The 12,753-nt window shown below is 37.4% G+C and carries 10 protein-coding genes, 1 tRNA gene and 2 pseudogenes; 6 read left to right on the plus strand and 7 right to left on the minus strand.

Features of this window, described 5'->3' with window-relative positions; all coding sequences use genetic code 11:
- Positions 1 to 405: 405 nt before the first annotated feature.
- A complete protein-coding gene (locus tag ACFINO_RS04200) occupies positions 406 to 1,314 on the minus strand; it encodes a cation diffusion facilitator family transporter (protein ID WP_375655116.1) in 909 nt (302 codons plus the stop codon).
- A 765-nt stretch (positions 1,315 to 2,079) separates the two neighbouring features.
- Here ACFINO_RS04200 and ACFINO_RS04205 point away from each other — a divergent pair.
- The gene (locus ACFINO_RS04205; RefSeq protein WP_375655117.1) at positions 2,080 to 2,889 is read left to right on the plus strand and encodes a TrmH family RNA methyltransferase; all 810 of its coding nucleotides are present in this window, start codon (positions 2,080 to 2,082) and stop codon (positions 2,887 to 2,889) included.
- 274 nt (positions 2,890 to 3,163) lie between these two features.
- Here the strand turns inward: ACFINO_RS04205 and mnmA are convergent, their stop codons facing one another.
- On the minus strand, positions 3,164 to 4,387 hold the full coding sequence (mnmA, locus tag ACFINO_RS04210) for a tRNA 2-thiouridine(34) synthase MnmA (RefSeq protein WP_375655118.1): 1,224 nt from the start codon (positions 4,385 to 4,387) through the stop codon (positions 3,164 to 3,166).
- A gap of 389 nt (positions 4,388 to 4,776) precedes the next feature.
- Between mnmA and ACFINO_RS04215 the strand changes: the two genes are divergently transcribed.
- Entirely contained in the window at positions 4,777 to 5,067 is a 291-nt protein-coding gene (locus ACFINO_RS04215) for a DUF1153 domain-containing protein (RefSeq protein ID WP_375618190.1), read from the plus strand.
- Between the two features lie 124 nt (positions 5,068 to 5,191).
- On the opposite strand, the gene ACFINO_RS04220 is transcribed toward ACFINO_RS04215, so the two are convergent.
- Positions 5,192 to 5,578, minus strand: a complete 387-nt coding sequence (locus ACFINO_RS04220; RefSeq protein WP_375606932.1) for a flagellar export protein FliJ — start codon at positions 5,576 to 5,578, stop codon at positions 5,192 to 5,194.
- A gap of 565 nt (positions 5,579 to 6,143) precedes the next feature.
- On the opposite strand from ACFINO_RS04220, the gene ctrA reads away from it, so the two are divergent.
- Positions 6,144 to 6,845, plus strand: coding sequence for a response regulator transcription factor CtrA (gene ctrA / locus ACFINO_RS04225; RefSeq protein WP_273790819.1), 702 nt, complete (start codon positions 6,144 to 6,146; stop codon positions 6,843 to 6,845).
- A 224-nt stretch (positions 6,846 to 7,069) separates the two neighbouring features.
- Here the strand turns inward: ctrA and chpT are convergent, their stop codons facing one another.
- Positions 7,070 to 7,708: a histidine phosphotransferase ChpT gene (gene chpT, locus ACFINO_RS04230; RefSeq protein WP_375618189.1), complete on the minus strand. Its 639-nt coding sequence runs from the start codon at positions 7,706 to 7,708 to the stop codon at positions 7,070 to 7,072.
- A gap of 214 nt (positions 7,709 to 7,922) precedes the next feature.
- On the opposite strand from chpT, the gene ACFINO_RS04235 reads away from it, so the two are divergent.
- Positions 7,923 to 8,519 carry a DUF1134 domain-containing protein gene (locus ACFINO_RS04235; protein ID WP_375613340.1) on the plus strand — a complete coding sequence of 199 codons (597 nt, stop codon included), beginning with the start codon at positions 7,923 to 7,925 and terminating at the stop codon, positions 8,517 to 8,519.
- Positions 8,520 to 8,546: 27 nt separating this feature from the next.
- Positions 8,547 to 9,190 (plus strand): annotated as a pseudogene (locus ACFINO_RS04240) (hypothetical protein).
- Between the two features lie 324 nt (positions 9,191 to 9,514).
- On the opposite strand, the gene ACFINO_RS04245 reads toward ACFINO_RS04240, so the two are convergent.
- On the minus strand, positions 9,515 to 10,633 hold the full coding sequence (locus ACFINO_RS04245; protein WP_375633048.1) for a DegT/DnrJ/EryC1/StrS family aminotransferase: 1,119 nt from the start codon (positions 10,631 to 10,633) through the stop codon (positions 9,515 to 9,517).
- Positions 10,634 to 10,682: 49 nt separating this feature from the next.
- A complete protein-coding gene (locus ACFINO_RS04250) occupies positions 10,683 to 11,639 on the minus strand; it encodes a Gfo/Idh/MocA family protein (RefSeq protein ID WP_375633056.1) in 957 nt (318 codons plus the stop codon).
- Positions 11,640 to 11,803: 164 nt separating this feature from the next.
- Here ACFINO_RS04250 and ACFINO_RS04255 point away from each other — a divergent pair.
- A tRNA-Met gene (locus ACFINO_RS04255) sits at positions 11,804 to 11,880 on the plus strand.
- Between the two features lie 584 nt (positions 11,881 to 12,464).
- On the opposite strand, the pseudogene ACFINO_RS04260 reads toward ACFINO_RS04255, so the two are convergent.
- Positions 12,465 to 12,753: pseudogene (locus tag ACFINO_RS04260) on the minus strand (late control protein); the annotation flags it as partial.

Genomic DNA, 12,753 nt, shown 5'->3' on the forward strand with positions numbered 1-12,753 from the left:
TTATATAAAATTTATAATTAAGCTCTATTTCCTCTCGCCCTCAAAAACAAGAGATCTATTCTTGACAGCCCCGTAAACAATACATCTTCTTAAGCCAATTTCAGCGGATAACCATTTCATGTAATTCAATTAAATGCCACCAGCAAGCCTTACTTCTCGGCATTGACCGCGCACTCAAAAAATGCTTAAGAGATCAAATTTTATAGGTCTTATCTCACCACACCTTAAATGACAGTGTACGATAACAGAATAAATCTTGCCTTAAGAGACTTTGTTTAATCTTCCCCTTTATTGATGCAAAAATACAATCAACAAAAGAGCATCATCGTATTTTCAAGAGATATGAGTTGCCACACCGTAAAAAATTAATGTTCGTAACATGACAACCCAATTGAAAAAATCTTTTTATATAAAAGGGATCACCGTTGTACCAGGAGGCAATTTTGCCTCATCTTCAGGCTCGACATGAATAGAAATACGCACATTATCAAATTCTTTTTGAAGAACAACTTCGATTTTATCACAAATTTTATGTGCTTCTCCTACCTGCATTATAGCAGGCACAACCAAATGAAACTCTATAAAAGTAACCCTCCCAGCAACACGCGTCCGCAAATCATGGACCTCAAGCGCACCCGATGCATTTGCAGAAATCAGCTCCCGAATCCGCATACTTTCATTCAATTCAACGCCAACATCCATTAATCCCTGAACAGCATTTCTAATCACCTTCCAGCCCTGTAAGAGAATATTAACGGCAACGATTATCGCTAAAATTGGATCTAAAGCTCCCCATCCTCCAACAAAACCAGCAATCAAACCAATTAAAATTGCAAGCGACGTAAAAACATCAGTTATAAAATGTACTCCATCAGCTTTAAGAGCCGGTGAGCGATGGAGTTTTCCCTGCCAAATAAGAACCATTCCCCACATACAGTTTATGACAGTTGCAATAAGATGAATAGCAAGCCATATTCCAGGCTTCTGCAACAATTTAACGGTAGAAAGAGCTATCCATGCTTCTCTTAAAATAACAATTGCCGCAATAATAATGAGTACCCCTTCAAGAATTGCGGAAAAATATTCCGCTTTATGATGCCCAAAGGGATGATCATGATCTGCTGGCTTCATACTCACTTTAACAGCCCACCATGCTGCCAATGACGCAAGGATATTAACGATTGATTCCAATGCATCAGAATAAAGTGCAACCGAACCTGTGATGTGATATGCCCAATATTTCAAAGCAAAAACAATACACGCAATAAAAATAGAGTATAAAGTTAAGCTTTGTATATTGATTTTTACATCCATGAACCTCATCCTTTTCTTCACGAAATAGGGAATTAATATTTTCAACCATATCATTATACTTTTGGCATAACGACGATCTTTCCTCAATATTACAGAAGCTTCATCATACAATAAACGCCTCAGCTCACCATTATTATCGTAAAAACTGCTCAGTTACACGAACAGCACCAATAAATAAAGAAGAGAGAAAATAATAGAAAGAAGAGCTTTCCCAAGAGCAATCAAACACATAACCTTCATTATTAATCGTTTTCTGAATAACTTAAAGCCATCTCACTTCTCATAAACGAAAAACTTGTTTTTGCTCAAATCTATCATAATCATGCATTTTTTTAGTCTTATGATATGCATTATAACCCATCTATAAGCCATCTTTGCACCTTAGAAAAAATATCTTAGCACTCTACTGTAACCTTACAGGTCAACTGGATTTTAAAATATGATTTACTAAAAAATTTAGATATAGAAATGAAGAACAATGATTACCCTCAAAAAAAAGAATCTGGGCATTGGGGACCCAGATTCTTTTCCCTTAGAAATTAAGGGCATACAGAACTTGGGAAATAGCGGGGACCCAAGACACTGCACCCGATACGAGAAAAATATATGATTCCGTATCAGTATTTTTACATTATACCTATGGTTGCATATTGTCAACATAAATTCTACCATAAGTTTTAAAAAAGTATTTTTTTATCTCTTCTTTTAAAATAAAAAAAATTCTAACATCTGGAAATCATAAGAAAAAAGCACTAAAAATCTCGCATGCATTTGAATATCACAACAATCAATGAAACAGATGATCCACGCCTAAAAGCCTATCATAATATCCGTGAAAAAGATCTTGTTGGACGGCAACATCAATTTATTGCTGAAGGCAAAGTAACTTTGTCCGCATTACTGCACTCAAAAGAGTTTTCTGCCATCTCACTGCTTATCGTAGCAAACCGTCTCTCTGGACTTCTACCGCTTTTAGAAAAAACACAGCCCCTATGTCCCATTTATTGCGTTCCACAAAAAGTTATGGATAATATCACCGGTTTCCATGTTCATCGTGGTGTTCTGGGTATTGGTAAACGCAAAATACTGCCATCTTTACAAAGTTTTTTACAACATCTTCCAGAAAAAGCTTTGATTCTTGTTTTATGTGGTATCTCGAATCACGATAATATGGGATCAATTTTTCGTAATGCAGCAGCCTTTGCCAGTAATGGCATTATTGTCGACAAAACCTCATGCGATCCACTTTATCGCAAATCAATAAGAGTTTCTGCCGGTGCTGCTTTAAAAGTACCCTATACACAAAACGCTGATATAGATGACATTATAGCTGCTCTAAACGATGAAAACTTTCATCTTTATGCACTCTCCCCTTCTGCCTCACACACTCTCAAACAAGCCAACAAAACCAAAAGAATGGCACTTATTTTTGGAACAGAAGGCGATGGCTTACCACCCCATATACTACAACAATCAAACACCTTACGTATTCCCATGACTGACGGTTTTGACAGCCTTAATGTTGCCACAGCCTCAGGTATTGCACTTGCTCATTTTACCAACTTTGACCACTAAAGATGATAATACTTCAAGTTATAGAACATACCTAATGTTGTGTGTTATCTACCAGTCTCCAATAATATTGCCGTTCCCTAGCCTTTGAAAGCATTGATAAAAAACATTTTTACATTTTTTTCATCACTTTCCACACCCTAACCCCACTTATGACGTGCAGAAGATATAATGTTGATGGATTCAATCATAAAACAAACTTTCAATGAGAAAATCTTCCGGAAGTCTCTCATTCAAGTTTAAGGTTAAAGATATCATTAAATCAATTTACTATGCTTTATAAAGCTGTTGTTTTTAGTTCTGAGGAAACAGAATCTTTTGTTTCGAGATTGCATAAAACGCGCTTCAACATCATTTCAGTATCGGCTGCACGTTCTGAATGTGTTACAAATCCTCCCCCAAGAATACGCGCCTCATGACCATTTCCATCATAAAGAACGCAAGCTTGCCCTGGTGCCACACCATTTTCACATTCCAATAAATCAACGGAAAAAATACCTTCTTTATAATGTAAGCGCGCAAGATGAGGAGGACGCGTTGAACGCACCTTTACAGCCACCTCAATACCTTGAGAAGGGAAATTATCTAACGACTCATCACCAAGCCAATTCACATCACGTAAAAAAAGCTTATGCGTTTCTAACATTTCACGCGGTCCAACAATAACACGTGCATTTTCCACATCGAGATAAACCACATAAAGCGCTTCACCCGTTGACACCCCAATACCACGACGTTGACCAACCGTATAATTAACAATTCCCGAATGTTTACCTAAAATCTTTCCATCAATATGGACAATAACGCCAGGATTAGCTGCTTCTGGACGCAGTTTTGCGATAACATCTGAATATTTTCCTTGTGGAACAAAACAAATATCCTGACTATCATGCTTATTGGCAACCACAAAGCCCATTTCTGCTGCCATTTCACGAACGCGGGATTTTGGAAGGTTACCAAGTGGAAAACGCAAATAATCAATCTGTTCTTGTGTCGTTGCAAAGAGAAAATAACTCTGATCACGATCATTATCGAGAGGACGAAAGAGTGCTCGATGCGCTCCGTGGGAACGCGAACGAATATAATGTCCCGTAGCCAAAGCATCTGCCCCCAATTCGCGTGCCGTTGCTAATAAATCAGCAAACTTAACCGTTTGATTACATGCAATACATGGTACTGGGGTCTCTCCATGAGCATAACTTTCTGCAAAAGGATCAATAACAGCTTCGCGAAAGCGCTTTTCATAATCAAGAACATAATGCGGTATTCCTAGTGTTTCTGCAACGCGGCGTGCATCCTCAATATCTTGTCCTGCACAACACGCCCCCACCCGATGCGTTGCTTCCCCATGATCATAAAGCTGCAACGTAATGCCAATAACATTATACCCTTCCTTTTTCAAAAGACCTGCAACAACCGATGAATCAACCCCCCCCGACATTGCAACAACAATGCGAGAATCCTCAGGTTGCCCTGGTAAATCAAGACTGTTTAAAAACATGTATTCATTCTCTATTTAATGCTCTGTTTAATGGCTACCTATATGTTGACATTCTGATGCACGCTCTTTAGCACTTTTACATGATTGATTGTCTTTATATTATTTTTTTATCCTTTCCACAACCATAGGCATTACTTTCTTAAGAGCTGCTGCAAACAAAAAAAGAATGATGGAAATAAGGCATAATGGTAATCGTTTAGGAGAAATCCTTTTTTCTCTTTTGAAAAATCCAGTAAAATATTGCAAGAATCTCTTCTACACACTTCAACTTGAGCTTCTTTTTACATACCCAATCACTTTATTAATTTTTTCTTTCAGCGCTTTTAGCTCTTTTTTAAATTTCATGCTCTATAAACGAATCAAGTCCTTGACTAAAGTAGAGGATACGAATGAGCAACTTGATAAAAACACAAATGAAATATGTTATTGGGCCAGATGGAAGTCCGCTTACAATTGCCGACCTACCGCCACAAACAACACGGCGCTGGGTGATTCGTCGCAAAGCTGAAGTTGTTGCGGCTGTCAGAGGTGGATTGTTAAGTCTTGACGAAGCGTGCCACCGTTATACTTTGACTGTAGAAGAATTTCTTTCATGGCAAAGTTTAATCGATGAACACGGTTTAGCGGGATTACGAACGACCAAGATTCAACACTACAGGCATGAAGTTGCCATTGATTAATAACATAAAGCAATCTATAAAACAGCCAAACTTGATAAAAGTTTGGCTGTTTTATACTATATCCAAAAGATAAACCTGAAAGAATGGATTTTTCAATAATTTCTTTTATCATCCAGCCATTAAATTAGCCAACCATTGAATTAGATTGAATCAAAATATCCTTATCATCCGCAGCAATCTTCTTTTCTCGTGCTTCCAAAAGCTGTGCACGTTGCAGCTCTGTATTAGCTTCATGGAGAGCAATTTCAGCATTTGTTTTTTGAAGTTCTAAATCACGAATTGAATTGATCAGATTATCACGTCTTTGCCGCGCTGCACGCGCAAAAGCAGAATAAGCAAAATGGTGAACATCATTGTTTCCAGATTTACGTTCTTCATGAGTAATCTGTGCTTCCAACTCTAACACCATTCGTTCAAATTCTGCGATCATCATCTCAAGCTGTGCAATTTCACGGCGCTTTCCACGCACTTGAAACATCCTCAATCGCACCATATTTTCTCGTGGCTTCATACTCACTACTCCTTGATTGCGCCAACTCAAAACTCGCATTCACACCCAATAAATATCTTTTAGTTATATATCTATCCGACAAAAACAGTCTATTAACTTGAAATTATAATAATTTTTGCCTTTCATTAAAGCATCTGAAAATACAATCTGCTTTAATAGAACAATAACTATTTCTTTAATTTTTCCCCCATTATAAACTGAAGAGGTTTAAAGCTCAGTAAATAAACACTGAAATTGTAAAAAAGTAATTTATAAAGCTCTTTTACAAATTTTTTTTAAGTTAAAGTTTATAGAAAAAGCTCTCCCTTTTTATTATGTTAAAAAATATAGGATTTTTCTAAAATAATTTTGTAGCCTCTTTCAAAAATAAAAATATTTTGTTAACCACTATCATGGATAGTGGGGAATTTAGTAGTGATTGTTACGCGTACTACTGAAATGTTCATAAACGCTTTGTTATAAGTGTTTGATTTAATGAATTGTTTTTATAACAGTGGTTTTGCCAACTGATATAAAATAGAAATGCTCCTTATGATTCGTGAAGGAGCAAAGTGAGGGATCTAAAATGCGCGTATTATTAATTGAAGATGATAGAGCAGTTACTCAAAGCATTGAGCTGATGTTAAAGTCGGCTAACTTTAATGTTTATATCACTGATCTGGGTGAAGAAGGTATCGATTTAGGAAAACTCTATGATTATGATATCATTTTGCTTGATCTGAATTTGCCTGACATGTCAGGGTACGATGTCTTGCGGACTCTAAGGTTGGCAAAAATAAAAACTCCTGTCTTAATCCTTTCTGGTATGAATGCCATTGAAGACAAGGTTCGTGGTTTTGGCTTTGGGGCAGACGACTATATGACGAAGCCTTTTCATAAGGATGAGCTCATTGCACGTATCCATGCAGTTGTTCGTCGTTCAAAAGGACATGCACAATCGGTTATTGTTACCGGAGATCTCACCGTTAACCTTGACACAAAAACTGTCGAAGTTGCAGGGCGCCCTGTTCATTTAACCGGTAAAGAATACCAAATGTTAGAGCTTCTCTCTTTACGCAAAGGCACCACCCTTACCAAGGAAATGTTTCTCAATCATCTCTATGGTGGAATGGATGAACCAGAACTAAAGATTATCGATGTTTTTATCTGTAAATTGCGGAAAAAATTGGAAGCAGTCTCTTCCAGTGTAAATTACATTGATACAGTTTGGGGACGTGGTTATGTATTACGTGATCCAGTTGAAGAGAACGTACGAAAAACCGCTTAAGCAGTGAACATGCACATTGTAAAATCTCGGAGTGTAGCGGGCCGAGATTTTTTCCCCGAGATCTTTTCTCTATTAAAAGTAGAGAACTCGCACACTAAAAATCTCATATAGAAAGCGCTTAAAGCTTAAGAAGTAACCACACCCAATTTACACATATAACCTTATCGCTCATAAGTTCAATCGAAGCCACTTTTCCCAACACAGCTTAAGCGCTTCTCTCTTATTCAAAGCTTTTTTACACTTTCTAAAACAATACAACCATCACTTTCATCAATATTTATTTTCATCTCTGTCATCTGAGCAAGTAACATTGTGTAATAAAATTGGATGACATGTGCATCAATAAGCTCTTCTTGAACTTCTCCATGAAATAACGCAAGAAAATGAGGGGGGATACGGAGAGTTCTACCGAAAACCTCAAATCGAAAAGAACGTTTATTTTCTTCTTGCAAAATCATAACAACAATTTCACCACCACGAGAAACTGTTGCGTTTGCAATCAATAATAAATTAAGCAAAAGTTTAACTTCATCTTTTTCTAACAATAAAGAAGAAGCTTGCCATTTTAAAGTTGCTTTTTCTTCTTTCATATATTGTTGAGCAACCTGCTCTGCAGTCCGTGTATCTATTTGTCCTCCACTTGCACCAGCAAAACCAAAAGCCAATCGCGCAAATTGTAGACGTGCAGCAGCACTCGCAACGGATAAACGCACCAATTGTAAAGCATCTTCTTCAGCTCCTCCTTCATCATAAAGCTCCATTGCATTTTGAATAGCCCCCACAGGTGAAATCAAATCATGGCAAATACGACTACAAAGCAAAGCAGCAAGATCCATAGGCTTCAAAGAAATATCTAACGTCATAATGATTGAAAACTCCTAGATTCAAAAAAACAAACTTTATTTTAAAGAAAAACTCTTAACATCTGATGCATAATAGGAAACATTAACAATCATGTTAAAAAATTCAGAAATAAATTCAAGAATTTAAATAACCTTATAGCTTATTTTTTATTTGAATAGAATGAAAATTCTAATATTATCTTTTTGTTTATCACTAATAAAAGGAGAAAACTCCATGGCTCTCTCTCTGCTCAAATACTGGTACAAAAATATTATATCTTTAATCTTCCTTTTATTCATCACCATAAACACTACACAAGCTCGACTAAAACCAATAGAGCAAAACGAACCTCATTATTCACTCCAAGAAATTATTGATTCTGGTCATATTTTTTTTGGAAAAACAGCTAGTGGTCTGGCTGTTGCAATTCAAAATATTTTTTCAAAATACGGTTATCCCAATGCCTATATTTTAGGAGAAGAAGCTTCTGGTGCCTTTTTTGCTGGATTAACCTATGGCGAAGGAATGGTTTTTACCAAAAGCTATGGTCAACATAAAGTTTTTTGGCAAGGTCCCTCAGTAGGATGGGATTTTGGCGGCCAAGGCTCCCGTTTAATGATCTTAGTTTACAATCTTAATGGCATAAATAATTTATGGAGACGCTATGGTGGTATTTCAGGTTCGGCCTATTTAATTGCAGGTGTTGGTTTTCATGTCCTAAAATACCATAATACCCTGTTAATCCCAATACGTACAGGAGTCGGCGCACGCCTTGGTATCAATATAGGATATTTAAAATTAACACATAGACCGACATGGAATCCGTTTTAAACGTATTCTTATTTGAAAAGGGGTATTATGCTTATTCAATCATTTCTTTTTTTTATACTTGGAGTTGCTTTCACTTCCTGGTTACTGGTGCTTTTATCTCCTTTTATTTGGCGTAAAGCCGTTCATTTTGCGTATAAAGATGTTTGTGCGAAAATGCCATTATCACTCGCGGAAATAGAAGCAAATCACGATTTTCTTCGTGCACAACATGCTGTAGAATTAGCAAACAACCAACAAAAGTACGAATTTTTGCAAAAAAAATATGTCCAACAAAAAATACAACTGAGCCAAGTAACAGAACAGTTTTATCGGCTATGCCTCCCCACAAAAGATACTCTCACCAAAGAAGCCGATAGCAATCAAACAAAATATCGCCACACTACACACTTCCAAAGGAAAGACAAATGATGCGTGAAAAAGTCGCACACTATCAGCAACGCTTACAAAAAATTCAAACTCATGAGCTGGACACGACCGCTAACCACCAATTGCTAGAAGAACTCCGAGAAGAAACAAAAGAACTTGCAGCAACATTAGCAGCTCAAATAGCGCTACAAGAGGGGAATACATCACCCATCAACACATTGATTCAAAAATCCAAAAGCAAAAATGACCTAGCATCACGTATTCGCCAAAAAATAACTTTTCTCTCCAAAAGCCCCGTTAAATAAGTTATCTTTTAAAACACCTTAAATGAAGAGTAAAATCAACAAAGGTTCATTGTAACTTTCATAACCCAAATCCTTTTTATTAAACGTGACTTTTTTGCTAAGCTAAAGGACAAAGTTTCTTAGCCCATACCGTTCTGTTAAAAAATATCTTCTTGTCTAGAAGCTTCACTTTCTAATCATATCACCGCTCTAAAGGACAACATTTCATAGGTCCTAGAAAGGAAATAATACCAAAACATTGGCCACACACTCTAACAAAAAATACCTTCTAAGATGGATCACCAATAAAGCTTTGACCATAATTTTAAGGATAAAAACACGCTCTCAAGAGTGATAAAAATCTCTTATTTTTTTGATAATCATATCCTGATCCGTTTGTGTCAAGTAAGGATGCATTGGTAAACTTAAAACACACCCTCCTAAAGACTCTGAAACAGAAAGGGAATCTTTTACATAAGGGAAGTGTTTATAAGCTGGCTGTTGATGTAAAGGAGTTTTATAATAAATCATTGTAGGGATAGAATTTTTTTGTAAAAAATCTTTTAATTTATCCCGTTCTTTTACCTTAATCGTATATTGTGCATAAGCAGAACGAATATTTTCTCCTATTTCTGGAACTGTAACAATATCTCTTAAGCCATTGGAATAGCGTTGAGCAATTTCCACACGCTTTTCCATTTCATCTTCAAAAATCGCAAACTTTTCTAGTAAAATTGCAGCCTGAATGCTATCTAGACGCGAATTCATACCAATACGTACATTGTCATATTGCGTTTCACCTTTACCATGAAACAAAATAGAGCGTAAAAGTTCTGCAAAATGATCATCATTGGTCATCATAGCGCCTCCATCGCCATAACATCCTAATGGTTTTGCAGGATAAAAACTTGTAGCAGCCACATCACCAAAAGCACCACACATAGTATTACCGCTTCTCCCCCCCATAGATTGAGCAGCATCTTCAATTATAAAAAGATTTTCCTTTGCAGCCACTTGAGCAATTTGCACATAGTCAGCAGAAAGCCCAAATAAATCAACGGCAATAATAGCTTTTGGCTTTAGACGTCCCTCTTTTTTTACCATTTCGATAGCGTGAGAAAGTTTTTCAACATCAATATTGAATGTATCAGGTAAAACATCAACAAAAACAGGTTTAGCCCCCACCAAAGCAACCACTTCAGCCGTTGCTGAAAATGTAAAACTAGGACAAAAAACAGCATCCCCTGGACCAATATTTTTAGCCATAAGAGGCATCTTCAAAGCATCTGTTCCATTAGCACATGCAATCACATGTTTAACGCCAAGATATTCTGCCAATTTCTCTTCAAATTCTGTTACTTTTGGTCCCAAAATATACTTACCACTAGCGACTACATGCGCAATTGCAAAATTAATTTTATCTTCAATACGCGCACGCTGCGCCCCAAGGTCGATGAATTGCATATTAACTCCATTGATCATCACAAGAATGCAAAAGCGCTACCTATCTCTTTTATCTATCATAATTGACATCAGCAGCTGTTAAAATCCGTAAAACCGCAATAGCATCATCACCATTTGTACGAGGTGATTGACGCGTTTCAATACAATGGAGGAAATGCCGTAATTCGCAAGTAAGCGGCAAATCTTCACAAACATCAATGTAATTCAGCTCATCCATGCTAAAAGCCCACTCTTGATTTTCTTTCCAAACGGCAAAATAGTGCATTGCCAATTTACGACTCCACGGTTCCATATCATCAAAAACGAGTATAGCCTTTGTTCCAACAACAATTAAACGCCTCTCACGATAAGAACTCAAGCGTGAAGTAAAAAGATGACTACGCACGCCATTTGGAAAAATCATATGAATATGAGAAAAATCAGAAATCTGATCAACGACAGCAGCCCCCTCACCGCGAATTTCGGAAGGTTCACATCCTGTCAACGCCAAAATCATTGAGAGATCATGAGGGGCAAGATCCCATAAAGCATCACTGTGTGTGTGAAATTTTCCAAAGCCTAATCTATGAGAATAAATATATCGCACATCTCCCACATCTCCGTTTTTCACCAATTCACACATTTTTTCAAAAGCTGGATGAAAACGCAAAATATGGCCCACCATAAAAACTCGCTCATAGGCCTCAGCCTCCTGAACTTGGCGTTTAGCATCAGAAACATTCAAGGCTATTGGTTTTTCCACCAAAACATCTTTACCATTTTTAACAGCACGGAGCACATTTTGCGTATGCAATTGTGGCGGCAACGCTAATACCAGCGCATCAATATCTCGATGCGTAAAAAGATCATCTGGTGTAACAACCTCTACACCATACAGTGTTGCAAAACTAGCAGCACGATCATTATCAATATCAGAAACTGCTGCTAAAGCCCCGAGAGAGTGGAGTGTCCGTATATGATTTTCACCCCAATGACCGCATCCTAAAACCGCTACACGTGGCACCATTTTCATGCCTTACCTTACTTTATCATATGAAAATTACACTTTTACATATCGAGGATAAAATAGAATGACAAGAGAAAAGCTTAAAAACGATGCTTGACATCTTACTATTCTACCCCTTATATCCGCAAAAGATGTAATTATTGACAATTATGATTGCTTATTTTGGCGGAGTAGCTCAGTAGGTTAGAGCAGAGGAATCATAATCCTTGTGTCGGGGGTTCAAATCCCTCCTCCGCTACCATTACTTGTTTGTTGTAGCTTGTAGCTGTAGCTTGCCTGTAGCTTGTCAGTGTAGCTGTAGCTTGCCAGCGGGTTTTGTATATGTAGCTTGCCAGCGGGTTTTGTATATTTTGCCACTAGGTTTTGTACCAATTTATTTTTTTTCAAAGAGTTTTTAAGGGGTTCTCAAAGGGTCTTCAAAGACCTTTCAAAGATCATTTAAAGCCTCTTTTTCTTTTCTGCTCAAAATCGCAATTTGAGATGATCAATCATTGAGTTGGAATCGTATTATTTGAGAAGCAGCGTATATAAGATGGTATGACTTCTTTTAGCATAAATTGACTGATGATTTTTCTGTATCCTAAGCACATTATTCAGGACATTATTAAAAAGAGAAGCGTTTAAGGAATTCGGTCAACTTGACCAAATTGCTCTTCAGTATGCAATTGTGCAATGTTTGCACCATTGCTCCTTTGAGGAATTGGGTAAACATTACCCTATTGCTGTACTCATGCAATTGGTGCAAGTTGCACCTATTCCTTACCTCCACACCAAAATGCGAACTTTTGATTTTGGTCTCAATACTCTTCAACACCGATCAAAGGGTCAAGTTGTCCCTTTGATTTTCTGTCTCTCAGAGGTTTCCTTTTCTCCTGCCTCTTTTCCCTTGTTTGGTGCCTCGAGTGTGATTTCTGTTGTGTATCCGCTTTGTTTTTCATAGCAGTGGGTGACAGTGGAAGCTTTCCATAGCCCATTGATTTGCCCACGAAACCCTTGCAATAAAAGAGGTTGATCCGCCATGATTTCTGGTCTCCCCGCAAGGGTCAAAGAACCACTGCCCACAGCACGACACAACCTGTCCGACTCGGAAGCAGCGGCAGATAAAGCTTCCTCT

The sequence above is a fragment of the Bartonella sp. AA83SXKL genome, assembly GCF_042196965.1.
Lineage (GTDB): Bacteria > Pseudomonadota > Alphaproteobacteria > Rhizobiales > Rhizobiaceae > Bartonella.

What these genes read in the sequence shown, in the direction of transcription:
- ACFINO_RS04200 (WP_375655116.1), bottom strand. Translation starts at nt 1,314, where the DNA reads ATGGATGTAAAAATCAATATACAAAGCTTAACTTTATACTCTATTTTT.
- ACFINO_RS04205 (WP_375655117.1), top strand. Translation starts at nt 2,080, where the DNA reads ATGCATTTGAATATCACAACAATCAATGAAACAGATGATCCACGCCTA.
- mnmA (WP_375655118.1), bottom strand. Translation starts at nt 4,387, where the DNA reads ATGTTTTTAAACAGTCTTGATTTACCAGGGCAACCTGAGGATTCTCGC.
- ACFINO_RS04215 (WP_375618190.1), top strand. Translation starts at nt 4,777, where the DNA reads ATGAGCAACTTGATAAAAACACAAATGAAATATGTTATTGGGCCAGAT.
- ACFINO_RS04220 (WP_375606932.1), bottom strand. Translation starts at nt 5,578, where the DNA reads ATGAAGCCACGAGAAAATATGGTGCGATTGAGGATGTTTCAAGTGCGT.
- ctrA (WP_273790819.1), top strand. Translation starts at nt 6,144, where the DNA reads ATGCGCGTATTATTAATTGAAGATGATAGAGCAGTTACTCAAAGCATT.
- chpT (WP_375618189.1), bottom strand. Translation starts at nt 7,708, where the DNA reads ATGACGTTAGATATTTCTTTGAAGCCTATGGATCTTGCTGCTTTGCTT.
- ACFINO_RS04235 (WP_375613340.1), top strand. Translation starts at nt 7,923, where the DNA reads ATGGCTCTCTCTCTGCTCAAATACTGGTACAAAAATATTATATCTTTA.
- ACFINO_RS04245 (WP_375633048.1), bottom strand. Translation starts at nt 10,633, where the DNA reads ATGCAATTCATCGACCTTGGGGCGCAGCGTGCGCGTATTGAAGATAAA.
- ACFINO_RS04250 (WP_375633056.1), bottom strand. Translation starts at nt 11,639, where the DNA reads ATGGTGCCACGTGTAGCGGTTTTAGGATGCGGTCATTGGGGTGAAAAT.